21 protein-coding genes are annotated in these 23891 nt (G+C 72.7%); 6 read left to right on the top strand and 15 right to left on the bottom strand.

All coding sequences use genetic code 11. From position 1 onward, the window contains the following. Window positions 1-40: 40 nt before the first annotated feature. The 3 genes from LGI35_RS24225 (at window position 41) to LGI35_RS24215 (ending at window position 5256) form a co-directional block, all read left to right on the top strand. Complete coding sequence (locus LGI35_RS24225; protein WP_227296413.1) at window positions 41-1927, top strand: serine/threonine-protein kinase; 1887 nt, start codon at window positions 41-43, stop codon at window positions 1925-1927. A 142-nt stretch (window positions 1928-2069) separates the two neighbouring features. Further along, window positions 2070-3623 carry a substrate-binding domain-containing protein gene (locus LGI35_RS24220; protein ID WP_227296411.1) on the top strand — a complete coding sequence of 518 codons (1554 nt, stop codon included), beginning with the start codon at window positions 2070-2072 and terminating at the stop codon, window positions 3621-3623. Between the two features lie 124 nt (window positions 3624-3747). Continuing rightward, window positions 3748-5256: an FG-GAP and VCBS repeat-containing protein gene (locus LGI35_RS24215; RefSeq protein ID WP_227296409.1), complete on the top strand. Its 1509-nt coding sequence runs from the start codon at window positions 3748-3750 to the stop codon at window positions 5254-5256. Window positions 5257-5348: 92 nt separating this feature from the next. On the opposite strand, the gene LGI35_RS24210 is transcribed toward LGI35_RS24215, so the two are convergent. Further along, the gene (locus tag LGI35_RS24210) at window positions 5349-6632 is read right to left on the bottom strand and encodes an adenylosuccinate synthase (RefSeq protein WP_116511784.1); all 1284 of its coding nucleotides are present in this window, start codon (window positions 6630-6632) and stop codon (window positions 5349-5351) included. Between the two features lie 161 nt (window positions 6633-6793). Between LGI35_RS24210 and LGI35_RS24205 the strand changes: the two genes are divergently transcribed. After that, window positions 6794-7615, top strand: a complete 822-nt coding sequence (locus LGI35_RS24205) for an acylglycerol kinase family protein (protein WP_227296406.1) — start codon at window positions 6794-6796, stop codon at window positions 7613-7615. A 22-nt stretch (window positions 7616-7637) separates the two neighbouring features. Here the strand turns inward: LGI35_RS24205 and LGI35_RS24200 are convergent, their stop codons facing one another. Both LGI35_RS24200 and LGI35_RS24195 read right to left on the bottom strand, forming a co-directional pair. Next, window positions 7638-9254 (bottom strand): ABC transporter permease, encoded by a 1617-nt coding sequence (locus LGI35_RS24200; RefSeq protein WP_227296404.1) that lies wholly within the window; start codon window positions 9252-9254, stop codon window positions 7638-7640. Further along, on the bottom strand, window positions 9251-10198 hold the full coding sequence (locus LGI35_RS24195; protein ID WP_227296401.1) for an ABC transporter ATP-binding protein: 948 nt from the start codon (window positions 10196-10198) through the stop codon (window positions 9251-9253). The genes LGI35_RS24200 and LGI35_RS24195 overlap by 4 nt, the downstream gene beginning before the upstream one ends. Window positions 10199-10290: 92 nt before the next feature. Between LGI35_RS24195 and LGI35_RS24190 the strand changes: the two genes are divergently transcribed. After that, window positions 10291-10818, top strand: coding sequence for a GbsR/MarR family transcriptional regulator (locus LGI35_RS24190; protein WP_227296400.1), 528 nt, complete (start codon window positions 10291-10293; stop codon window positions 10816-10818). 24 nt (window positions 10819-10842) lie between these two features. On the opposite strand, the gene LGI35_RS24185 is transcribed toward LGI35_RS24190, so the two are convergent. The 3 genes from LGI35_RS24185 to LGI35_RS24175 all read right to left on the bottom strand — a co-directional run bounded on the left by LGI35_RS24185 (window position 10843) and on the right by LGI35_RS24175 (window position 13929). Beyond that, on the bottom strand, window positions 10843-11511 hold the full coding sequence (locus LGI35_RS24185) for a response regulator transcription factor (protein WP_227296398.1): 669 nt from the start codon (window positions 11509-11511) through the stop codon (window positions 10843-10845). A 76-nt stretch (window positions 11512-11587) separates the two neighbouring features. Continuing rightward, window positions 11588-12952, bottom strand: a complete 1365-nt coding sequence (locus tag LGI35_RS24180; RefSeq protein ID WP_376222068.1) for a sensor histidine kinase — start codon at window positions 12950-12952, stop codon at window positions 11588-11590. A 104-nt stretch (window positions 12953-13056) separates the two neighbouring features. Then, window positions 13057-13929, bottom strand: a complete 873-nt coding sequence (locus LGI35_RS24175; protein ID WP_227296396.1) for an alpha/beta hydrolase family protein — start codon at window positions 13927-13929, stop codon at window positions 13057-13059. A gap of 121 nt (window positions 13930-14050) precedes the next feature. Between LGI35_RS24175 and LGI35_RS24170 the strand changes: the two genes are divergently transcribed. Further along, window positions 14051-14701 (top strand): TetR/AcrR family transcriptional regulator, encoded by a 651-nt coding sequence (locus LGI35_RS24170; protein WP_116511798.1) that lies wholly within the window; start codon window positions 14051-14053, stop codon window positions 14699-14701. A 7-nt stretch (window positions 14702-14708) separates the two neighbouring features. Here the strand turns inward: LGI35_RS24170 and kynU are convergent, their stop codons facing one another. The 9 genes from kynU to LGI35_RS24125 all read right to left on the bottom strand — a co-directional run bounded on the left by kynU (window position 14709) and on the right by LGI35_RS24125 (window position 23871). After that, window positions 14709-15914 carry a kynureninase gene (gene kynU, locus LGI35_RS24165; RefSeq protein WP_227300470.1) on the bottom strand — a complete coding sequence of 402 codons (1206 nt, stop codon included), beginning with the start codon at window positions 15912-15914 and terminating at the stop codon, window positions 14709-14711. 16 nt (window positions 15915-15930) lie between these two features. Next, entirely contained in the window at window positions 15931-16770 is an 840-nt protein-coding gene (locus tag LGI35_RS24160; protein WP_227296394.1) for a tryptophan 2,3-dioxygenase family protein, read from the bottom strand. A gap of 156 nt (window positions 16771-16926) precedes the next feature. After that, window positions 16927-17340 carry a DUF3151 domain-containing protein gene (locus tag LGI35_RS24155; protein WP_227296392.1) on the bottom strand — a complete coding sequence of 138 codons (414 nt, stop codon included), beginning with the start codon at window positions 17338-17340 and terminating at the stop codon, window positions 16927-16929. Next, window positions 17337-18539 (bottom strand): MalY/PatB family protein, encoded by a 1203-nt coding sequence (locus LGI35_RS24150; RefSeq protein WP_227296390.1) that lies wholly within the window; start codon window positions 18537-18539, stop codon window positions 17337-17339. The genes LGI35_RS24155 and LGI35_RS24150 overlap by 4 nt, the downstream gene beginning before the upstream one ends. Window positions 18540-18612: 73 nt before the next feature. Continuing rightward, a complete protein-coding gene (gene fbaA, locus LGI35_RS24145; RefSeq protein ID WP_227296381.1) occupies window positions 18613-19644 on the bottom strand; it encodes a class II fructose-bisphosphate aldolase in 1032 nt (343 codons plus the stop codon). 167 nt (window positions 19645-19811) lie between these two features. After that, window positions 19812-20363, bottom strand: coding sequence for an orotate phosphoribosyltransferase (gene pyrE, locus LGI35_RS24140; protein ID WP_116511810.1), 552 nt, complete (start codon window positions 20361-20363; stop codon window positions 19812-19814). 135 nt (window positions 20364-20498) lie between these two features. Next, complete coding sequence (locus tag LGI35_RS24135) at window positions 20499-21293, bottom strand: aldose epimerase family protein (RefSeq protein ID WP_227296379.1); 795 nt, start codon at window positions 21291-21293, stop codon at window positions 20499-20501. A gap of 20 nt (window positions 21294-21313) precedes the next feature. Then, window positions 21314-22156, bottom strand: a complete 843-nt coding sequence (locus LGI35_RS24130) for an SRPBCC domain-containing protein (protein WP_227296377.1) — start codon at window positions 22154-22156, stop codon at window positions 21314-21316. Between the two features lie 53 nt (window positions 22157-22209). Next, complete coding sequence (locus LGI35_RS24125) at window positions 22210-23871, bottom strand: polyamine aminopropyltransferase (protein ID WP_423835715.1); 1662 nt, start codon at window positions 23869-23871, stop codon at window positions 22210-22212. Window positions 23872-23891 lie beyond the last annotated feature (20 nt).

Below are 23891 nucleotides of genomic sequence, written 5' to 3'. Positions count from 1 at the left end.
TCTCAGGATGTTGGTCACACATGGGGGAGGGTGGCGCGACATGGAGAAGCTGGGGGCGGGAGATCCGCAGCGCATCGGTGCGTACCGGCTGCTGGCGCGGCTCGGGGCGGGCGGGATGGGCCAGGTCTATCTGGCGCGCTCGGACCGCGGGCGCACGGTGGCGGTCAAGCTGGTGCGCCAGGAGCTCGCCGAGCAGGAGGAGTTCAGGAACCGGTTCCGGCTGGAGGTGCGGGCCGCGCGGCAGGTCGGCGGGGAGTGGACCGCGCCGGTCCTCGACGCGGACACCGAGGCGGACATCCCCTGGGTGGCCACGGGTTATGTGGCGGGGCCCTCGCTCCAGACGGTCGTCTCGCACGACCACGGCGCGCTGCCCGAGCGCTCCGTTCGGATCCTCGCGGCGGGCCTCACGCACGCGCTCAAGGACATCCACACCGCGGGCCTCATCCACCGCGACCTGAAGCCGTCGAACGTCCTGGTGACGATCGACGGACCCCGCGTCATCGACTTCGGCATCGCCCGCGCCCTGGAGACCGTGACGGACGGCGGCCTCACGAGAACGGGCGCCCTCGTGGGCTCGCCCGGCTTCATGGCCCCCGAGCAGGTGCGCGGCGACCGGATCACCCCGGCCTGCGACGTGTTCTGCCTCGGCTCGGTCCTCGCCTACGCGGCGTCGGGCGCGCTGCCGTTCGGCACGGCCAACAGCGGGGTGCACGCCCTGATGTTCCGTATCGCCCAGGAGGAACCCGACCTCGAAGGGCTCCCGGAGGGCCTCCAGGAACTCGTACGGGACTGTCTGCACAAGGACCCGGCGGCCCGCCCGACCCTGGACCAGCTTCTGGAGCGGACCGGCGCCGAGGACACGCTCGGCGACGGCGGACGCACGCGTGACCCGTGGCTGCCGGGGGCCCTCGTGGCCCAACTGGGTCGGCACGCCGTGCAGTTGCTGGACACGGAGGACCCAGACGGCGCGACCGGCGCGACCGGCGCGACCTCCGGGAAGCCGCCCAGCCTCTCCAAGGAGACGCCCGCACCCGCCACGCCCGCCCCGCCCGCAGAGACCGGCGACGGCGAGCCGACCCCTCCCCCGCCAGGCAAGCCCGGCGCCGCCCCCGTCAACCACCTCCCGACGATGGTCTCCCCCTCCGGCCCGTCGACCCCCGCGCTCCCGCCGGCGGCCCCGCCCGCCTCCGCCGCGTACGGGTATCCGCATCCGCACCCCCAGGCACCCGTCTACGGCTACCCGCAGCAGGGCGGCTGGGGCGGGACGCCGCCCTACGGCCCCGCCGCCACGCCCCCGTACGGGCCCGGTGTCGTCCCCATCGGCGCGCCGCAGCCCGAGCCGCGGCGCAGCGGGCGTTCCACGGCGGCGCTGATCGTGGTGGCGCTCGTCGTGGCGCTCGGCGCGGGCGGATCGGTGTACGCGCTGATGAAGGACGACGGCAAGCCGGCCTCCCAGAGCGAGGACTCCAAGCAGCCGACGTCCGGCGCGCCCGCGAGCCAGGGGCCCTCGACGGGCGGCCCCAGTTCGCAGGACCCGGAGACCTCGCAGCCGCCCGAGTCCTCCGACCCGCCCGCGGGCGGGGACGTGCCCACCGAGTTCCTCGGCACCTGGACCGCCTCGATCGACAACGCCACGGGCCACAACACCCGCCGTCTGGACATCCAGCAGGGCAGCCCCGGGGACACGGTCCTGTCGATGACGGCGGACGGGCCGCTCAAGGGCGGCGGCACGTACCACTGCGTGTTCCAGGGCACGCTGGTGTCGGCCTCCGGCGGGACGCTGCACATAGGCGCCACCGACGTCGTCTCCGGCCCCTCCGGTTCGTGCAGTCCGGGCAAGCCGAGCACCGTCGAGGTGCTCTCGTCGGGCGAGCTGCGCCGCACGATGAACAACGGCGACGAGCTGACGTACAGCAAGGGCGGCTGAACACCCCGTCCGCTGGGCCGAGTTGAACGGAAGGGTGTCGTCCGGCGAACATCCGCCGACGCGCCCGCCGTTCCGCCCCCGGCCCGCCGCCCGCTTCGTACGGTGACCGTGCGATGAAGTCGGTCACCCGTGCGAGGGGCTCATGAGCTGGTTCGATGTCGACGTCGTCATGGGTGGCGCCGGTGTGCTCATCGGCATCGCGTCCATCGCCGCTCCCGTGTGGATCGACCGCCGCGCGCCGCGCCGCAAACGCATCGGCTACCGCAAGCAGATGGACACCGTCATAGGCGGCAGCAACCGCGCGGGCGCCAGCAACGTACGGCTCGGACTCTTCGACGAGATGCCCGAGATGTCCGACGCGACGCTCGTCCTGCTGCGCATCGAGAACGACGGCTCGGTGCCCATCGGCCGGGACGACTACACGGACTCGTCACCGCACCACGGCCTGACCGCCGTGTTCGAGGACCGCACCGTCCGGGGCGTGGCCGTCACGCTGCAGCCCGAGGCCGAGCACCTGATGGGCCATTTCGACCAGGGTCCGGGACTGGTCAGTTCGGGCAGCGCGCTGCGCATCCCGCGGGTGCCGCTCAACCCCGGCGCGTACTACAAGCTCCTCGTTCTGCTCACCGGCGGACCGGTCGACAGCGACACCACCGTCCAGGGGGATGTCGAGGGCGGTGAGCTGCACGAGAACCACAGCGTCACGCCCGACGAGAAGCCCCCCGTGTTCGGCCTCTGGGCCCGCCGGGTGACCGGCCTCCTGAGCGCCTTCGTCATCGCGCTCGCGGCCCTCGCCCTGTGGCCCGACACTCCACCGCCGCCCGACTACTGCGAGAAGGGCACGCTCACGGTCACCGGCTCGACGGCGTTCGCGCCGGTCGCCGAGGAGCTGAAGCAGAAGTACGAGGAGCACTGCCCGGACGTGACGATCACGGTCAGCGCCCACGGCAGCCAGTCCGGCGTACGGGAACTCGCCCTCGGCGGCGCGCGGGGAACCGGGGCCGCCGGGCAGCCGGCCAAGGGGTCACCGGCCGTGGTCGCCTTCTCCGACGGGCCGCGCCCCGCGAGCTACACGCAGCTCAGCGAGAACCACGTCGCCGTCTCCCTCTTCACTCTCGTCGTCAACGACCGGATCCGGCTCAGGAACCTGCGGGTCGCCGACGTACGGCGCCTCTACCGCGGCGAGATCCGCTCCTGGGCCCAGCTCGGCGGCCCCGACCTGCCCGTCGTCCTGGTCAGCCGCACCTCGGGCTCCGGCACCCGCCGCGCGCTCCAGGACCGGGTCCTCGCCGGCGGCGAGGAGCCCCGCACCTCGTCGGACGACTGCACCAACCGGACGGTGCGGTCGGTACCCGTACTGCGCTGCGAACTCGACTCCACCGACCAGGTCCTGGACGCCGTCGCCCGGATCCCCGGAGCGCTCGGCTACAGCGAACTGCGCGCCGCCACCGAGCTGAAGGGCCTGCACCGCCTCTCCCTCGACGGCCACGCGCCGGACGTCGACCACATCGAGTCGAGCGGCTACCCGTACCGCGAGATCGAGTTCGCCTACACCTACGGGCGCCCGCCCGCCGACTCCCTCGCCTCCAGCTTCCTGGCCTACGCGATCCGCGGCCCCGGCCAGGACGTCATCCGCACCCACGGCCATCTGCCGTGCGGGACGCCCATGGGGCTGCGGATCTGCGGAAACGGGTGACGGCCCCGCTCCCCGGAACTCTCCACGGAAAAATAGCCCGATGGTGCCTACAACCTTCGGCCTGCGGCACGGGTCTCCTGATCACCAAAACCGCCATGCCGAGCCCGCCGCAGGAGAATCCGCCATGCCGAAGCACAAGCGCACCCCCGCCGTCAGACCGGGCCGTGGCCGCATAGCGGCCGCGACGGCCGCCGCGGCCGCACTCACCGGAGGCCTCGTCTCCCTGTCGGCCGGCGCCGCGTCGGCGACGCCCGGCGCCTCCGCCACCCAGCCGCACGAGGCCGACTTCAACCTCGACGGCTACCCGGACGTCGCCGTCTCCTCTCCCGAGGCATCCGTCGGCGGCCACGCGAAGGCCGGGCAGATCACGGTGTTCTACGGCTCGGCGAACGGGATCAGCGCCGCGAAGCGCGCCACCCTCACCCAGAGTTCCACGGGCGTGCCGGGCACTCCCGAGTCCGGCGACCTCTTCGGATACGTCACCTCACCGGGCGACTTCAACCGTGACGGCTTCACCGACCTCGCCGTGGGCACCCCGTACGAGGACATGCCCGGCGACACCGACGGTGGGACCGTCACCGTCCTGTGGGGCTCCTCCGGAGGGCTGAAGGGCGGCACCACCATCGCGGACCCGGCGCCCACGAGCCACGACCGGTTCGGCTTCGACGTCGCGGCGGGCGACTTCGACGGCGACGGGAAGACCGACCTCGTGACGGCGGACAGCAGCAAGTCCGTCCGCGTCTTCAAGGGCGGCATCGCCAAGTCGGGCACGGTGGGCTCGGTCACCGCCGTCACCACCCCGGTGCGGGCGACCAGCCCGTACCACCTGCGCAAGCTCACGGCCGGCGACGTGAACGCCGACGGCAAGGACGACCTCGTCGTCAGCGGCAACAACGCCACCAGTGACGGCGACTACCTCGCCAACTACTACCTGCCCGGCACGGCGTCCGGCCCGTCCGCCACCGCCACCGCGCTGCCGGGTGGCGTGATCAGCGACATCGGTGACATCAACGGCGACGGCTTCGGCGACGTGGTCACCGGCCTGACCTCCGACTCCTCCAACTCCGAGGAGCAGCCCGGCACGTCCACCGGTGGCGACATCCACGTCACGTACGGCTCCGCCACCGGACCCGACGGCGGCACCACCGTGATCTCCCAGGACACCGCGGGCGTCCCCGGCACCGGTGAGGCGTCGGACCTGTTCGGCTGGGAGGTCAGCGTCGGCGACATCAACGGCGACGGCCTCTCCGACATCGCCGTCGGCACCATCGCCGAGGACGGCGCGGCCTCGGGATCGGGCGACAGCGGCGCCGTGACCGTCCTGTACGGCTCGGCCTCGGGCGTCACGGGAACCGGCGCCCAGACGTTCACCCAGGACACGGCGGGCGTCCCGGGCACCAGCGAGTACAAGGACGCGTTCGGCACCGACGTCCTGCTGTCGGACTTCAACGCCGACGGCAGGTCGGACCTGGCCGTCGGAGTCAGCGGCGAGAACGAGGGCAACGGCGCGGTCACCGTCCTCAAGTCCAGCGGCGGCAGGATCACCACGACGGGCGCGGTGTCGCTCTCGCCCTCGGCGGTGGGCGTGTCCACGGCCGGCACACCGCAGTTCGGCTCGGTCTTCGGAGGCTGACCGCACACACGAAGGCGCCCCGGCCCGCCGAAGCGGACCGGGGCGCCTGCTGTTCCGGGGCGCGGGGCCTAGAGGCCTAGAGGCCTAGAGGCCTAGAGGAACGAGTTGACCTCGATGGTCTCGGTGCGGCCGGGGCCGACGCCGATCGCGGAGATCGGGGCGCCCGACATCTCCTCCAGGGCCTTCACGTACGCCTGCGCGTTCTTCGGCAGGTCGGAGAAGGTCTTGGCCTTGGTGATGTCCTCGGACCAGCCCGGCAGGTACTCGTACACCGGCTTCGCGTGGTGGAAGTCGGTCTGCGAGTACGGGAGTTCCTCGACGCGCTTGCCGTCGATCTCGTAGGCGACGCAGACCGGGATCTGCTCCCAGCCCGTGAGCACGTCCAGCTTGGTGAGGAAGAAGTCCGTCAGGCCGTTCACGCGGGTCGCGTAGCGGGCGATGACCGCGTCGAACCAGCCGCAGCGGCGGTCACGGCCGGTGGTGACACCGCGCTCGCCGCCGATGCGGCGCAGCGCCTCGCCGTCCTCGTCGAACAGCTCGGTCGGGAACGGGCCCGCGCCGACACGCGTCGTGTACGCCTTGAGGATGCCGATGACGCGGCTGATCTTCGTCGGGCCGACGCCCGCACCCGTGCAGGCGCCGCCCGCGGTCGGGTTCGACGACGTCACGAAGGGATACGTGCCGTGGTCGATGTCGAGCAGCGTGCCCTGGCCACCCTCGAAGAGGACGACCTTGTCGTCGTCGAGGGCCTTGTTCAGGATCAGGGTGGTGTCGGCGACGTAGCCCTTGATCTGCTCCGCGTAGCCGAGCAGCTCCTCGACGACCTGCTCCGCCTCGATGGCGCGCCGGTTGAAGACCTTGGTGAGGAGCTGGTTCTTGCCCTCGAGCGCCGCTTCGACCTTCTGGGTGAGGATCGACTCGTCGTAGAGGTCCTGGACGCGGATGCCGACGCGGTTGATCTTGTCCGCGTAGGTCGGTCCGATACCGCGGCCGGTGGTGCCGATCTTGCGCTTGCCGAGGAAGCGTTCCGTCACCTTGTCGACGGTCACGTTGTACGGCGTGATGATGTGCGCGTTGCCGCTGAGCAGCAGCTTCGATGTGTCGACGCCGCGCTCGTTCAGTCCACTCAGCTCGGAGAGCAGGACCGACGGGTCGACGACGACACCGTTTCCGATGACCGGCGTGCACTCCGGCGAGAGGATCCCGGAAGGGAGGAGGTGGAGCGCATACTTCTGGTCGCCTACGACGACCGTGTGACCGGCGTTGTTGCCGCCCTGGTAGCGCACCACATAGTCCACGGATCCACCGAGCAGGTCGGTGGCCTTTCCCTTGCCTTCGTCACCCCACTGAGCACCGAGCAGCACAAGTGCGGGCACAGGCGTACACCCCTTCCGGGCGGGGCAAGACCAAGGTCAGGGGCCGTAGCCGCCTGTATGGGTGTGCCTTGGTGTGCCCCGGAATAGACGAAGCCCCTGGCGCAATAGCGCAAGGGGCTCTTGCACCAAGATGCTACCCGAGGAAGCGAGGCAGGACCGAGGTGGCGGCTTTTGACCAGCTACTGGTGGTCGTCGATCCGGTCGCCCGGCGTGCGGACGGCGAGTCGGTACGCATCGCGAAGGACGTGCTCGGCGCCGGTGCGACGGTGAAGGTGTGCCTGCCGGACGGGCCGGAGGAGTTCGCGAAGGCGCTGGTCAGAAGGGGTTCCCGGCGGCCCGTGGTGATCGGCGACGACCGGGCGCTGCTGCGCGCGGTGGCGCTGCTGCACCGCGAGCGCGAGCTGGCGGGTTCCGTTCTCTCGTTCGTTCCGGTCGGCGCGAGTCTGTCGCTGGCGCGCTCCCTCGGCGTGCCGACCGACGCGGTGGCGGCGGCGCGGGCGGCCCTGGAGGGCGTCGCGCGGCGGCTCGATCTGCTCGTCGACGACTCCGACGGGGTGGTGCTCGGGGATCTGCGGATCCCGCCAGTGGCGCACCCGGCGGCGCTGGGCTCCGACCCCGCGCACCACTGGCTGCGCACCTGCCAGTCCCTCGTCCGCACGCTCGCGGCGCGCCCGCCGCGCATGACGGCGCCCGCGCCCGGGCCGCAGCGGCTGCGGGTCGAGGCGGACGGGGTGACGCTGGTCGATCTGGACCGGCCGGTCGAGGGCGTGAGCGTGGCCCCGGACACGGCGGGCCGGGCCAGCGTCGAGGTGAGGCCGTCCTCGGTGGGCGCGGAGGCGGCGCCCCTGCGGGTCCTCGCGCACTCGGTGACGGTGTCGGGCCCGGACTTCCGCTACCGCGCGGACCAGGTGGTGGGCGGCCCCGTACGCACCCGCACGTGGACGGTACGGGCGGGTGCGTGGGGGCTGACACTGCCGGAGTGACGTGCCGGAGTGACGTGACCGGTCAGTTCGACAGGTCCCGGCGGCGCAGGCCCGTCAGGCCCGCCGCGACGAAGACCACCGCGATCGCCAGCAGGGTCAGGACCGGGGTCCACGCCATCTCGCCGCCCGGCAGCTTCGGCAGGTGGCCGAACGGGGAGAGGTTCATGACCGGCTGCGGGAGCTCGAACGCCGGGCCGATCCAGCCGATCAGGAGGGCGATGCCCGCGACCGCCCAGGCCGCCACCGCCGCCCTCGGGAACACGCCGAACAGCAGCACCGCGAGGCCGCCGATGACCCAGATCGCGGCGAGCTGCGTGAGGCAGGCGGCCAGGACGGGGCCGAAGTCCTTGCCGTAGCCGATCCCGAGGCCGAGGCCGCCGAGCACCATGATCAGCGCGGCCCCGCCGAACGCGACGGCCAGATGGCCCGCCGCCCACCGCAGCCGGCCGACCGCGGCCGCGAGGACCGGCTCGGCGCGCTGCGAGGTCTCCTCGCCGCTGAGCCGGAGCACCGACGAGACGATGTAGAGCGCGGCGACCATGCCGAGCATGCCGACCATCGTGGCGAGGAACGCGTCCGTGACACCGGACTGGCCGCCCATCCGCTCGATGATGTCCCGCGTCTTCTGGTTGTCGCCGACGAGGTCCGTCGCGCCCTGAGTCATCCCGCCGAACGCGATGCCGGCGACGAGGAACCCGGCGCTCCACCCGAACACGCTGCCGCGCTGGAGCCGCCACGCGAGCGCGCCCGCCGTGCCGAGCCGGCCCGAGGCGGGTCCGGGGCGGCTCGGCAGGAAGCTCATCCCGATGTCGCGCCGCCCGGCGAGCCCGTACGCGGCCGCCCCCTGCGCGGCGACGCCCGCCACGAACAGGAGCAACACCCACCAGCGTTCGTCCGCGAACGCCCGGGTGTTCTCCAGCCAGCCGAGCGGCGACAGCCAGGTCAGTACGGACGAACCGTCCGCCGTCCCCGAGTCCCCGGCCGCGCGCAGCACGAACGCGAGGCCGAGCACCGCCGACGTGAGTCCCTTGGCGAGGCGCGCGCTCTCCGTGAGCTGCGCGACGATCGCCGCCATCGTGGCAAACACCATGCCGGTCCCCGCGATGGCGAGCCCCAACGCCAGTGCCCCGCCGCCGCCTTGGAAGGCGAGGCCGCCCGCGACCAGCAGGGCGACGGCCGCGTCGGCGACGAGCGCCGCGAGCAGCGCGGCGGTCAGCGGGGCGCGCCGCCCCACCATCGCCGACGACACCAGTTCCTGCCGCCCGCTCTCCTCCTCGTCACGGGTGTGCCGTACGACGATGAGCAGGCTCATGATGGCGGCGAACAGCCCGCCGTAGACGCCGATGCGCCACGCGGTGAGTCCGCCGATCGAGTCGGCGAAGACCGGTCCGTACAGGGCGCGCATCGAGCTGTTCGTGGCCATCGACTGCGCGAGGTCGGCGCGCTCGGCGGCGGTGCTGTACACGCTCTTCAGCGAGCCCGGCATCGACAGGACCATCATGAGGATGACGGCGACCCAGACGGGGATCATGACGCGGTCGCGGCGCAGCGCGAGCCTCAACAGGACGCCCGTACCCGCGAGTTGGCGCGCTCCGGCAGCACGGGGGGCGAATCGCGTGTCGGCCGCGGCGGCGGTCATCGCGACACCGCCCCTTCGGCGGTGCGGGCGCCCTCGGTCCCGTCGGCGCCGTCCGCACCGTCCGCCTGGTAATGCCGCAGGAACAGCTCCTCCAGCGTGGGCGGGGTGCTGGCGAGCGACCGCACGCCGGAGCCGGTGAGCGAGCGGAGCACCGCGTCGAGCTTGTCGCTGTCGACCTGGAGCTTGACGCGCAGGCCCTGGACGTCCAGGTCGTGCACGCCGGGGAGCTGGGCGAGTCCATCGGGCGCGGAGGCGAGTTCCGCGGTGACGCTGGTGCGGGTCAGGTGCCGCAGCTCGCTGAGCGACCCGGTCTCGACGGTACGGCCCTTGCGGATGATGCTGATCCGGTCGCAGAGCGACTCGACCTCGCTGAGGATGTGCGACGACAGCAGCACGGTCTGGCCCCGCTCGCGGGCGGCCTCCTTGACGTACTCCTGGAAGACCTCCTCCATCAGCGGGTCGAGGCCGGAGGTCGGCTCGTCGAGGATGAGGACGTCCACGTCGGAGGCGAACGCGGCGACCAGGGCGACCTTCTGCCGGTTGCCCTTGGAGTAGGTGCGGCCCTTCTTGGTCGGGTCGAGCTCGAACCGCTCGATCAGGTCCGCCCGGCGCGCCTTGTCGAGGCCTCCGCGCAGCCGCCCGTAGAGGTCGATGACCTCGCCACCGCTGAGGTTGCGCCACAGCGTGACGTCGCCCGGCACGTACGCGACCTTGCGGTGCAGGGCGACGGCATCGGCCCAGGGGTCGCCGCCGAGCAGCTGCACCGCGCCGGAGTCGGCGCGCAGCAGGCCGAGCAGGACGCGGATGGTGGTGGACTTCCCGGCGCCGTTGGGGCCGAGGAAGCCGTGCACCTCGCCGGCCTCGACGTCCAGGTCGAGGCCGTCCAGAGCGTGCGTCTTGCCGAACGACTTGTGCAGTCCGGAGACGGTCATTGCCTTCGTCATGTTTCAGAACGTACGCTACTTTCACAAACTTGTGAAGTTAAGGAAGCGTATAAACTTGAGGCTGCACGTCACCCAGGGGAGATGATCGGGACATGAGCGCGACGAAGGACGGCGACGGCGGCGCCGGGACCAACCGGGACGGCGGTGAGGCGGCGGTGTCACGCTTCGTGGAACGGTTCGCCGCGGAGATGACCGAGGCCGGGATGCAGCGGATGGCCTCCCGCGTCTTCGCCTCGCTGCTCGCCTCCGACGAGAGCGCGCTGACCTCCGCCGAGCTCTCCGAGAGGCTGCAGATCAGCCCGGCGGCGGTGTCCGGGGCGGTGCGCTATCTGACGCAGGCGGGCATGGTCGGCCGCGAGCGGGAGCCCGGCTCGCGCCGCGACCGCTACCGGCTGCACAACGACCTGTGGTTCGAGACGTTCACCCGCCGCGACCAGCTCCTCGCGCGCTGGGAGAAGGTCCTGCGCGACGGGGTGGAATCCCTGGGCCCGGACAGCCCCGCGGGTCTGCGGCTCGCGGAGACCGCGGCGTTCATGCAGTTCCTGGACAGCGAGCTGAAGGGCCTGATGACGCGCTGGCACGCGCACCGCGAGACGCTCGACCTCGGCCCCCGGAGCTGATGACCCCCTCTGTGCGCCGACCGCCTACGCGGGCTTGACCAGCCGCGCCTCGTACGCGAAGACCGCCGCCTGGGTGCGGTCGCGCAGGCCCAGCTTCACGAGGACCCGGCTGACGTGGGTCTTGATGGTCGACTCGGCGACGACCAGCCGTTCGGCGATCTCCGCGTTCGACAGGCCCTGGGCGATCAGTACGAGCACCTCCGTCTCGCGCTCCGTCAGCTCGCCGAACGCCCCCGGGTTCGCCACCGCAGGCAGCTTCGGGATCTCGGACAGCTTGGAGAACTCCGTGATCAGGCGGCGGGTGACCGAGGGGGCGAGGAGCGCCTCACCCTGGGCCACCACCCTTACGCCGTCGGCCAGTTGGCGGGCCGAGGCGTCCTTGAGGAGGAAGCCGGAGGCACCGGCGCGCAGGGCCTGGTAGACGTACTCGTCGAGGTCGAAGGTGGTCAGGACCAGCACCTTCGCGCCGCCGTCCATCGCGGCGATCTCGCGGGTGGCCTCGATGCCGTTCAGCTCCGGCATGCGGATGTCCATGAGGACGACGTCCGGGGAGAGCTCACGGACCCGGGCGATCGCCTCGCGGCCGTTGACCGCCTCGCCGACGACCTCGATGTCGGGCATCGCGTTGAGCAGCACCGAGAAGCCCTCGCGGACCATCATCTGGTCGTCGGCGATCAGTACACGGATGGTCATGCGGGGTCTCCCGGTTCGAGTACGCGGATGGTCATGCCGGGTCTCCCGGTTCGAGTACGCGGATGGTCATGCCGTCTCACGACCGGTCCGTCTCCGTCGTCGCCTCCGGCTCCGGCGCGGCCACCGGCACGAACGCCGCCACCTCGTAGCCGCCGTCCGCCGTGGGCCCCGCCGTCATCTCGCCGCTCAGCATCGCGATGCGCTCCCGCATGCCCGTGATCCCGTGGCCCGCGCCCGGCGAGGGCTTGACCAGACCCGTCGGCGGGCCGTTCACGATGCGCAGGCCCAGCCCCCCGAGGACGTACGACACCTCGACGCGCGCCTCGGCGCCGGGCGCGTGCCGCAGCGCGTTGCTCAGCGCCTCCTGCACGATGCGGTACGCCGACAGCTCGACGCCCTGCGGCAGGTCGCGGACCGCGCCGGTGACCGTCTGCCCGACCCGGAGCCCGGCCTCCCGCACGTTCTCCAGGAGCCGGCCGAGGTCGGCGAGCGTCGGCTGCGGGGCGTCGGGCGCCGCAGACCACTCGGCGGACTCGACCCGTACGACGCCGAGGACGCGGCGCAGCTCGGTGAGTGCCGCCACCGCGTTCTCGCGGATCGTGACGAAGGCCTGCTCCAGCTCCGGGGGCGGGTTCTCCACGCGGTAGGGCGCGGCCTCGGCCTGGATCGCGACGACCGACATGTGGTGCGCGACCACGTCGTGGAGTTCGCGGGCGATGTTCGTGCGCTCCTCCAGGAGCGTGCGCCTGTCCCGCTCCACCGCCGTGACCTGGCGCTGCGCGGTCATCTCCACCTTCGCCTCACGCCTGATGTGCACCGACGTGGTGACGAGGAGCGTGAGCGCGGAGACGACGAGCATCGGGGCGGTGTCCGAGTCCAGGCTGTACCAGAAGACCGACGCGAAGAAGCCGAAGGCGGCCGTGCACGCCCACATCCAGGCCGCCGTGCGGGGCCGGGTCCTGGCCGCGACCACCGTCATCACGACGAGGTGCGCGAAGAACCCGGCGGGCGCCCACGGGGCGCCGAACCCGTCCCCTCCCATGACCGCGACGAACGGCGTCGACACGAGGGATATCCACCACGCCCCGACCGGCCTGATCAGCGTCATCGCCACGGCGAGCGCCGGGACGAAGCCGGACAGCGCGTGGATCACGTCGCCGCCCATCGAGTCGCCGACGGCGAACGCGATCAGCAGCGTGAACAGGGCGGCGCCCAGGACCACGGCGTGCGGTGTCCACACCGCGTAGCGGCGCACCCGCTCCGGCAGCCGCCCGATCAGCGGGCCGTCCGGCGACCACGGCGGCAGCGGACGGTAGGCGAAGGGATCCTTGAACAGGTCCTGCCGCAGGCCGCTCAGCGCGCCGGCGGCGAGACGGTACTCGGGGCTGCGGCTCTTGGCCCCCGTCGGCATCGTCTGGGTCTGGGTCTGGGTCTCGGTCACGTACAGCACCGTAGGCGGCGGCCCGCCCCGAAGGCGTCCCACGGGAGGAGGGTCCTGGGCCCTCCGTCGCAGGTACTACACGCTCCCGCCAGGGCTGGGCGGCGTCACCACGCCAGCTGGGCGATCTCCTCCGCCACCACGGCGCACGCGTCCGCGGCGGGGTCGATCAGCGGGAAGTGGCCGACGTCCTCCAGGAGCGTGAGCCCCACGACCTCGCCCGCCTTCGCCGCCGCGTCCGCATAGGCCTCCGCGACCGCGAACGGCACCGTCGTGTCGGCCCGTCCCTGCACCAGCGTCGTCGCGATGCCCGTGGGCAGCAGCGCGGCGGGGTCGGCGTACGACAGCCGCTTCTCGAACATGGCCTCGCCGCCCAGGAATTGGGCGGGCGCGCCCGAGCAGACGTCGAGGTCGCGGGCCGTCACGAAGTCGGCGATCGGGGCGAGCGCGACGACGCCGCGCAGCGGTGCGGGGGCGGCGGTGCGCCAGGGCGCGTCCTCGGGCAGCAGATGCCGCGCGGCGGCCCACAGGGCGAGCTGCCCGCCGGCCGAGTGCCCCACGACGACGGTGCGCCGCTGGTCCCCCTGCGGCAGCACGTCCCGTACGAGGCGGGGGAGGGCGTCGAGGGCGGCGGCGATGTCGTCGAACGTCTCCGGCCAGCGCCCCGCCACCGGCCCCGTGCCGCCCTGCTGGGGCAGTGAACTCCCGCGCCGGTACTCGACGTTGGCGACCGCGAAGCCGCGCCGGGCGAGGAAGTCGGCGAACGGCGTCAGGTGCTGCCGGTCGTAGGGGGCGCGCCACGCGCCGCCGTGCAGGGCCACCACCAGCGGCGCGGATTCCGCTCCGTCGCGGGGCGCGTAGAAGTCGACGACCTGGTCCGGGTGATCCCCGTACGCGGCGGTGGCGTCGGGCGGGACCACGGGGTGCGAGAAGGCCGATGCCTCTTCGGCCTCGTCGCGGGCGGCGGCGTCGTCCGGCATGCTCCAACCTCTCAGCGTCACGGCGGAATTGGAAAGTATGCGGACGCTACCAGGCCGGTGACGTGGGCGGACACACACCGTAACCGGATAAACGGTTCCCCTGTGCCGTTACCCTGACCGTATGCCCGAACAAGCAGAGCCCGGGACCGCCCCTTCGGACCCCGGCACCGCGCAGGCGGAGCCCGGCACCGTCCGTCCCGGCGGGCGCACGGCACGGGTCCGCGCCGCCGTCCTCGACGCCGCCGGTGACGTGCTCGCCGAACAGGGCTTCGCCCACCTCGACCTGGCGGACGTCGCACGGCGCGCGGAGGTCGGCAAGACGACGGTGTACCGGCGCTGGGGCTCGGTCACGGGGCTCGTCGCCGATCTCCTCGCCGACATGGCCGAGCAGTCGCTGCCGCGCACCGACACCGGCACCCTGCGCGGCGACCTGCGGGCCAACGCCCGCTTGGTGCGGCGCACGCTGGCCGATCCACGCCAGGGCGCCCTGTTCCGGGCCGTCATCGCGGCCGCGACCTGCGACGAGAAGACGTCGGCGGCTCTGCGCCGCTTCTACGAGGTGCGGGTCACCGAGTGGGCGCCCTGCGTGGAACAGGCCGTGCGGCGCGGCGAGTTGAGCCCCGGCACGGACCCGGCCGCCGTCGTGCGCGCCGTGTCCGCGCCCCTCTACTACCAGCTCCTGACGGCCGGATCCGCGCCGACCGAAGCCGACGCGGACCAGGCCGCCGACGCCGCCGTCGCGGCGGCGGAAGCGGGCGTCTACACCGCCTGAGGCGCCTCTACGCCGCGGCGGCCGCCAGCTGATCCGCGAGGACCCGCGCGGCCCGCTCCACCTCGGCGAACCCGAGGTACAGCGGGGTGAAGCCGAACCGCAGCACGTCAGGGGCGCGGTAGTCACCGACGACGCCCGCCGCGATCAGCCGGCTCATGACCGCGCCCGCGTCGGCACACCGCAGCGCCACCTGGCTGCCGCGCTCGGCGTGCGCCGCCGGCGTCACCGACTCGACCCGCCCCGCGGGCACGTACGCCTCGACGCACTCCAGGAAGAAGTCCGTCAGCGCGAGCGACTTGGCGCGCACCGCGTCGACCGGCACCCCGTCCCAGACGTCGAGCGCCGCCTCCAGGGCGAGCATGGACAGGATGTCGGGGGTGCCGACCCTGCCCCGCACCGCCCCGTTCCCGGCCTCGTACGAGGGCCGCATCCCGAACGGCTCGGCGTGCGAGTTCCACCCCGGCAGCGGCGAGTCGAACCGGCTCTGGAGATCACTGCGCACATACAGGTACGCGGGTGAACCGGGACCTCCGTTCAGGTACTTGTACGTGCAGCCGACCGCGAGGTCGACCCCGTGCGCGTCGAGCCCGACCGGCAGCGCGCCCGCGCTGTGGCACAGGTCCCAGACGGACACGGCGCCCGCGCGGCGCACCGCGGCGGTCAGCGCGGGCAGGTCGTGCAGGCGGCCCGTGCGGTAGTCGACGTGGTTGAGGAGCACCGCGGCCGTACGGTCGCCGAGCGCGCCCGGGACCTCCGCGGGGGTCAGCGGACGCAGCGTGCAGCCCGTCATCCGGGCGGCGGACTCGGCGATGTACCCGTCGGTGGGGAACGTCGTCGCGTCGACGAGGATCTCGTCGCGCCCCTCACCGGCCAGCCGCACCGCGCCCACCAGCGCCTTGAACACGTTGACGCTGGTCGAGTCGCCGACGACGACCTGCCCCTCGGCGGCGCCGACGAGGGGAGCGATCCGGTCGCCGATCCGCTCGGGCGCCGTCCACCAGCCCGACTCGGTCCAGGAACGGATGCGCAGCTCGCCCCACTGCCGGCGCACGACGTCCTCGACGCGCCCCGGCACATGCGCGGGGAGCGCGCCGAGCGAGTTGCCGTCGAGGTACACGGTGTCGCCGGCGTCGTCCAGGACGAACCGCTCGCGCAGCTTGCCCAGCTCGTCGGCGGCATCCAGCTCCAGGGCCTTCGCGGCCAGGGCGGTCACGTCGGTAGCGGTCACGTCAGACATGGGACCTCGCTGTCCACAGCTCGGGGAACACGTTCTTCTGCGCGCGCTTCTCCAGCCAGGCCACGCCCGCGGAGCCGCCCGTGCCCGTCTTGGCGCCCATCGCCCTGCGGGTCGCCACCAGATGGTCGTTGCGCCATCGCCACACCAGCTCGGCGACGTCGGTGAGGGCCTCGCCGAGGCGGGCGAGCTCGTCGCCCTCGTCACCGGCGTACAGCGCGGTCCACACGGCCTCGACCTCGGGGGACGGCACGTACCTCTGCGCCACGTCCCGCTTGAGCACGGCCTCGGGGACGGCGTGGCCGCGGCGGGCAAGCAGCCGCAGCACCTCGTCGTACAGGCTCGGCTCCTCCAGCGCCTTCTCCAGCTCCGCGTACACGCGCGGCGCGCCCCGGTGCGGGACGAGCATGGAGGAGGACTTCTCACCGAGCAGGAACTCCATGCGCCGGTACATCGCCGACTGGAAGCCGGAGCCCTCGCCGAGAGCGGCCCGGTAGGAGTTGAACTGCGCGGGGGTCAGCTGGCCGAGCGGGCGCCACGACGCGTTCAGCGCGTCCAGCTCGCGCACGGAGCGCTTCAGGGCGGCCACCGCGGTCGGCACGTCGTCGCCGCGCAGGGCCCGCGACGCGGTCTCCCACTCGTGGACGATGACCGTGAACCACAGCTCCATCACCTGGGTCGTGACCAGGAAGACCATCTCTCCGGGGTCGTCGGAGCGGGTGTGCTGGAGGTGGGTGAGGACGTCGGCCTGGACGTAGTCCTCGTAAGGGGTGGTCCCCGCAAAGTCGAGATACGGCGTCTCTGGCTCGTTCGACTCGTGAGCCTCGTGGGACATCGCTGTCTCCTTGAACGTACTCCGGGTAGCGGTCCGCCCCTGCCGATTCCGGCACGGGGGCCCCGGTCCCCACGGGCATCCTCCGCAATCGTCCCCCGAAACGGCAAGGCCCGCCCGGTCACATCACCACGGGCGGGCCTGCTGAAGTGCGGAAATCTAGCCCAGGGTCTGGGCAGCGGCGGGCGAGGAGTCCTTGAGGAACTGCGCGCAGCGCTCGTACTCCCCCTGCTCGCCGATGGACTGCGCGGCGCGCGCGAGGGCGTGCAGGGCGCGCAGGAAGCCGCGGTTCGGCTCGTGCTCCCACGGCACCGGCCCGTGGCCCTTCCAGCCGGCGCGGCGCAGCGAGTCCAGGCCCCGGTGGTAGCCGGTACGGGCGTACGCGTACGACTCGACGACGCTGCCGCGCTCGTACGCCTCGTCGGCGAGGCGCGCCCAGGCGAGGGAGGAGGTCGGGTACTTCGCGGCGACATCGGCGGGCGCCGTGCCGCTCGCGAGCAGCTCGCGCGGCTCCGGGTCGTCGGGCAGCTGGGTCGGGGGCGGTCCCCCGAGAAGGTTCTCGTGAAGGCTCATGGGTTCCAGTCTGCGCCATGACCGGCGGTGCGTTCCATGCCGGTGATCGCGAACCTGCCCAGCGCCCGTACCAGCGCGTCCGCGCCCGCCTCGGCCTTGGAGCGCGGGCAGCCGACGTTCAGCCGGAGGAATCCGGGTGCCCCGTAGGTGCCGCCCGGCATGATCGCCACCCGCTCCCGCTCGACGAGCTCCCGCTGGAGCGCGTCGTCGTCGATGCCGAGGGGACGCAGATCGATCCAGGCGAGATAGCCGGCCTGCGGCGGCCGCCACCCGAGCTCGGGGAACGCGGCGCCGAGCCGCTCCGCGAGCATCACCAGGTTCCCCCGCGTGTACTCCCGCACGTCGTCCAGCCACGCCCCGCCCTCGCGGTACGCGGCGATGTGCGCGGTCAGCGAGAGCACGGCGGGCGAGGCGAGGCCCTCCCCGGTGTCCATGCGCCGCACGAACTCGGCATGGTCGTCCGGATCGTCGACGAATCCGTAACTCCCGCTCAGGGCAGGGAAGTTGAAGGCCTTGGTGGCGGAGGTGACGAGCGCCCAGCGCAGGCCGGCGCCGTACGGCGTCCACGGGCGGTGGACATGGCCGGCGTGCGTGAGGTCGGCGTGGATCTCGTCGCTGACGACGGCGACGTCGTGGCGCCGGGCGAGGTCCGCGATCCGGGTCAGTTCGGCGTCCGTCCACACCTTGCCCGTGGGGTTGTGCGGCGAGCACAGGATCAGGACCCGGCTGTCGGGCCGCGCCAGCTCCCGCTCCAGGCCCGCCCAGTCGTCGACACCGGCGGTGCGCATCTCACGGCCGAGGCCGGTGACCGCCTTGCGGAACCCGTCGTAGGTGGGGGTGTGCACGACGACGCCGTCGCCGGGCCGCGTCCACATGCGCAGGAGCTGGGAGATCTGGTTGAGCACGGACGGGGCGTACACGAGCCGGTCGACGTCGACCTCGGTGCCGTACCGGGTCGCGAACCAGTCGCGTACGGCGCCGCGGAAGTCGTCGTGTCGCCAGTCCGTGTACCCGAACACGCCGTGCGCGAGCCGGGACCCGAGCGCCGCGAGGACCTCGGGGGCGCAGGCGAAGTCCATGTCGGAAATGGTGAACGGCAGCAGATCGGGCACCGCGAACCGGTCCGCGACCCCGTCCCACTGGACGCACCAGGTGCCGCGCCGGTCGACCGGGGTGTCGAAGTCGTAGCGCACAGTCATCTCCCTCCGGGCACGCCGGAGGCCCGGCACCCCAGGAAGAGGAGTGCCGGGCCCCGGCGTCGTTCGCGAATGCCTACTTGAGCTTCGTGCCCGTGGAGCGCAGGTTCGCGCAGGCCTCGGAGACGCGCTTGGCCATGCCCGCCTCGGCGGACTTGCCCCAGGTGCGCGGGTCGTACTGCGACTTCACGCCGACCTCGCCGTCGACCTTCAGGACGCCGTCGTAGTTGCGGAACATGTGGTCCGCGACCGGACGCGTGAAGGCGTACTGCGTGTCGGTGTCGAGGTTCATCTTCACGACGCCGTTCTCCAGCGCCGTCGCGATCTCCTGCTCGGTGGAGCCGGAGCCGCCGTGGAAGACGAAGTCGAACGGCTGCGACCCGGCGGTCTTGCCGAACTTGGCGCCGACGCCCTCCTGGAGGTCCTTGAGGAGCTCCGGACGCAGGACGACGTTGCCCGGCTTGTACACGCCGTGCACGTTGCCGAAGGACGCGGCGAGCAGGTAGCGGCCCTTCTCGCCCAGGCCCAGGGCCTCGGCGGTGCGGATCGCGTCGTCGACGGTCGTGTACAGCTCGTCGTTGATCTCGTGGCTGACGCCGTCCTCCTCGCCACCGGTCGGGGTGATCTCGACCTCGAGGATGATCTTCGCGGCGGCGGCCTTCGCGAGCAGCTCCTGGCCGATGGCCAGGTTGTCGGCGAGGGTCTCCGCGGAGCCGTCCCACATGTGGGACTGGAACAGCGGGTTGCGGCCGGCCTTGACGCGCTCGGCGGAGATGTCGAGCAGCGGGCGTACGTAGCCGTCCAGCTTGCCCTTGGGGCAGTGGTCGGTGTGCAGCGCGACGGTGACGTCGTACTTCTCGGCGATGATGTGCGCGTACTCGGCGAGGGCCACGGCGCCCGTCACCATGTCCTTGTTGTACTGGCCGCCCAGGAACTCCGCACCACCGGTGGAGATCTGGATGATGCCGTCGCTCTCGGCCTCCGCGAAGCCGCGCAGCGCAGCGTTCAGGGTCTGCGAGGAGGTGACGTTGATGGCCGGGTAGGCGAACTTGCCGGCCTTCGCCCGGTCCAGCATCTCGGCGTAGACCTCGGGGGTTGCGATGGGCATGTGTCCGCTCCTTGGGATGTGCGGGTGTGTGCTGTCAGACCCTGACCTGGGGCCTCTCGTCTGGATCGGCCCCGGATGGCGACGTCATCGTCGCCCCCATCTTTCCAGACTTGCCGGACAGCTCCAGTCCTGGTCGCGTACTGGGTCCGGCCCGTTATCGACCGGCCTCAGTCGAGGCCCAGTTCGTCCTTGCCGAAGGCGAACAGGTACGGGACCCCGGCGCCCTCGGTGATCTTCTCGGCGGCACCGGTGGCGCGGTCCACGATCGTGGCGACGCCGACTACCTCGGCACCGGCCTCGCGCACGGCCTCGACGGCGGCGAGCGGGGAGCCGCCGGTGGTGGACGTGTCCTCGACGACGAGGACGCGACGGCCCTTGATGTCCGGGCCCTCGACGCGGCGCTGCATGCCGTGCGCCTTGGCGGCCTTGCGGACCACGAAGGCGTCCAGGCGCTCGCCCCGGGCGGCGGCCGCGTGCAGCATGGCGCCGGCGACCGGGTCGGCGCCCATCGTCAGGCCGCCCACGGCGTCGAAGTCGAGGTCGGCGGTCAGGTCGAGGAGCACCTGGCCCACCAGCGGGGCGGCCTCGCCGTCGAGGGTGATGCGGCGCAGGTCGATGTAGTAGTCCGCCTCCAGACCGGAGGAGAGCGTCACCTTGCCGTGCACCACGGCCTTGTCCTTGATCTGCTGGAGAAGCGCGTCGCGCACGTCGTTCGTCATGGCTACGAGCTTAGAGCCTGTCTTTGACCCCCCGTCGTCCGCGCGAAGCGCGGGCGCAGCGGCGGTCGGTGCGAGGGTGCGTGCCGGGCGTCGGGGCGCAGCGGGGGTTCACAGACAGGCTCTCAAGGCTCCGGCTCAGAGCGCTCGCCACGTCCAGGTGGTCGTGGCCTCCAGGGGGTCCACCGGGGTGACGAGGCGCGGCAGCGTGTTCAGGCCGTCCGGCGGGCCGGTCTGCGGCTCCACGCACACGGCCGCCTCCTGCTCGTCGTAGACGACGACCCACTGCTCCCGGCTCGTGACCTCGACCTCCAGCCGCTGCGGCCAGGTCAGGGTCACGCCGACGCCGTCGGGCATGCCGAAGCAGTCGTCCCAGGGGCCGTCCGTGCGGTCGATCCGCTTGCCGGTGGGGAGGTGGTCGTCGCCGCGCTCCTCCTGCCAGGCCGGGGAGAAGTCGACGCGCACGCCGTCGGCGGAGCCGTCGAGGGTCCGGTTGAACCAGGGGTGCCAGCCGGCCTGCGCGGGGAACGAGTCGCCGTACGTCTCGATGCCGAGCGTCAGCGTGAGCGAGTCCTCGGTGAGGCGCACCATCTGGGTGACCCGGCCGGGCCAGGGCCAGGGCTCGGCGAGGTCGTACGTGAAGACGGCCTCGTCGGCGCTCGCGCGGGCGGTCGTCCACTCGGCGTCGCGGGCGTAGCCGTGGATGGCGTGCGGCGGCGAGTTCAGGGGCATCTGGTACGTCCGCCCGCCGTCCCGGAACCTGCCGTCCCTGATGCGGCCGCACCACGGCACCATCGGGAAGCAGCCGTACCGCTCCCCCTGCCGGAGGAGTTCGGTGCCGCCGATGCGCAGGCTGCTCACGCGGCAGCCGTTGCCCGGCTGCACGGTCACTTCCGCGTCACCCGCGGTCAGCGTCGTTTCCTGGGTAGTCACGGGCCGACCTTACTTTTCGCTCAGCGCCGGCGGCGCAGTACCCGGCCGACGACGATCGCGGACGCGACCACGACGGCGGCCGCGGGCGCGGCCCAGCGCAGCGTGGCGGTGGCCGTCGTGGACTCGGGCGCGGGCACCGGGGCGTAACGGCCGCGCGGCGGCGCGTGGTCGACCTCCTCGGCGCTGCGGCCGATCATGGTGCGGCGGGCGTGGGCGGCCTCGGCGGGCGGCACGTCGGCGTCGAACCCGGCGTCCTCGCCGGCCGCGTCGGCTTCAGGGTCCAGCCGCGCGAAGGGGGCGAGCGACGGCGGCGGGATCTCGGTCTCGAAGACGGAGGAGTGGGAGTCGTCGGCGGAGTCCTCGGTGTCCTCGCCGTCCTCGGTGTCCTCGCCGTCCTCGCCGTCCTCAGTACGGGCCACGTCCTCCGCCCCCGGGTCCGTCCCCGGTTCCGCCGCGGTGCCGAGTGCCTCCGCGAAACGGGTCAGGAGGCGGCGCACCGCGGACTCGACGGCATCGTCGGGGAGTTCGGCGACCCGGCCGTCCCCGCTGCCCGACGCCACGAACGTGACGTCGGAGCCGCCGGACACCGCGGCCACCCGTACCGTCACCGCGAACTTCACGGAGCCGGTCCCCCGCGCCTCGGTGCCGTCGCCCTCGACCGCGAACGCCCCGGTCTCCGTCTCGGTGACACGCAAGGAACCGCGGTAGGTGATGGTGTGGCCGCCGATGCGGAGCTTCAGCCGGCCGCCGTCGCCGGAGGCCTCCCGCTGAAGCCCGGGCACCGCCCTGGCCACCAACTCGGGGGCAGCCAGCGCGCCCCTCAACGACTCCGCCGGAACCGGAACGAACACCTCATGCTCCATGCCGCCCGAGCCTACCCACGCCCGGCCCCACCCGTCCCGTGTTCGGCCCGTACTCAGTCGGCGTACCGCGGATGAACCAAGGTCGACGGCGCGAGTCCGGTGATCCGCGAGCGCTCCGCCGCCCGCACCCGCTCGCGCGGCACGGCCCCCTCCGACGGCGGTCGCAGGCCCGCGAGCTCGAACCCCCAGTCGCTCGGCGCCCGCGTCCCGTCGAGCGTCCGGTCGGGCCCGTCGGTGATCCCGGTGAGCCGGTCCCACGCCCCGTGCCGCCGCCCGGCCGGGGCCGGCCGCGCGCCCGTGCCCACCCAGTACGGCACCGTCCGCAGGCCCGCCGCGCGCAGCGTCGTGTCGACCGTCCAGAACACGCGGGGCCGCGACGACAGCGACCCGGCGTGCACAGCGAGCCGCCCGCCCGGGGCGAGGACCTGGGCCGCCAGACCGTAGAACTCCTGCGAGTACAGCTTCGTGCTGGCCGTGATCCCGGGGTCGGGCAGATCGGAGATCACCACGTCGTACGGGGTGTGGGGCCCGCGCAGCCAGCGGAAGGCGTCCGCGGTCACGGCCCGCACGCGCCGGTCCTCGTAGACGTGCCCGTTGAGCGCCCTGAGCGGCGGATCGTTTCTCGCGAGGTGTACGACGCCCGGGTCGATCTCCACGATGTCCACCCGCCGCACCCCGGGGAAGCGCAGGACCTCGCGGGCGGCTAGGCCGTCACCGCCGCCGAGGATGAGCACGCGCGCGTGCGGTCCGTCCATCGCGGGCCGCACGAGGGCCTCGTGGTAGCGCTCCTGGTCGCGGCCGCTGACGCGCAGGCGCCCGTCGAGGTAGAGGTCGAGCGGCTCGTGCTTCCCGCCGGTGACGACGAGCTCCTGTACGCCGGTCTGGACGGCGACGCGTACGTCCCTGCCGTACATGGCCTGCCGGGCGGCCCGCTCGAAGTCGTCGACGAGGACCGCGGCGGAGGCGAGCAGGGCGAGCACGACGACATTCGCCACGAGGAGCGTCCAGCGCCCGCGGCGCGTGAGGTCCCTGCGGAACAGGCCGAGCACGAGGGCGCCGCCCGCGAGCGCGTTGACCGCGCCGGTCAGCAGCGCGCCCGTCAGCTGCCCGAGCATCGGCAGCAGGAGGAACGGGAAGGCGAGTCCGCCGACGAGCGCGCCCACGTAGTCGGCGGCGAACAGGTCGGCGACGGCGCCTCCGGGGTCCTGCCGTCTGATCCGCTGGATGAGCACCATCAGGAGCGGCACTTCGGCGCCGATGAGCACGCCGATGGCGAGGGAGAACCCGACGAGCATGTAGCGCGAGCCGCCCGCCCAGGATCCGCCCCAGTCGCCGGTCCACGCGAACGCCGCGTACAGCGCCATCGCACTGCACCCGCCGACCAGCGCGAGCGCGGCCTCGACCGCGCCGAACCCGGCGGCGGCCCGCAGCCGCAGCCGCTTGGCCCCGAGCGAGCCGATGCCCATGGCGAAGACCATCACGGACAGGACGACGGACGCCTGGGTGACCGAGTCACCGATCAAGTACGAGGCGAGCGCGACCAGTTCGAGTTCGTACACGAGTCCGCAGGCGGCGCAGAGGAAGACGCCCGCGAGCACGAGGAACCGCCCCGTCGCCTGCTTCACGGGGAGAGGGGTCACGGGAAGGGGTGCCCTGCCCTCCTCGCTCCGGGCGCGCGGGACGCCGGACGGGATGGGGGTGCGCGGCTCGATCACGTTGCGAACGCTACGTCACC

The sequence above is a fragment of the Streptomyces longhuiensis genome (assembly GCF_020616555.1).
In the GTDB taxonomy this organism is placed as follows: Bacteria; Actinomycetota; Actinomycetes; order Streptomycetales; family Streptomycetaceae; genus Streptomyces; species Streptomyces longhuiensis.
This window is presented reverse-complemented; position numbering and strand designations above follow the sequence as displayed.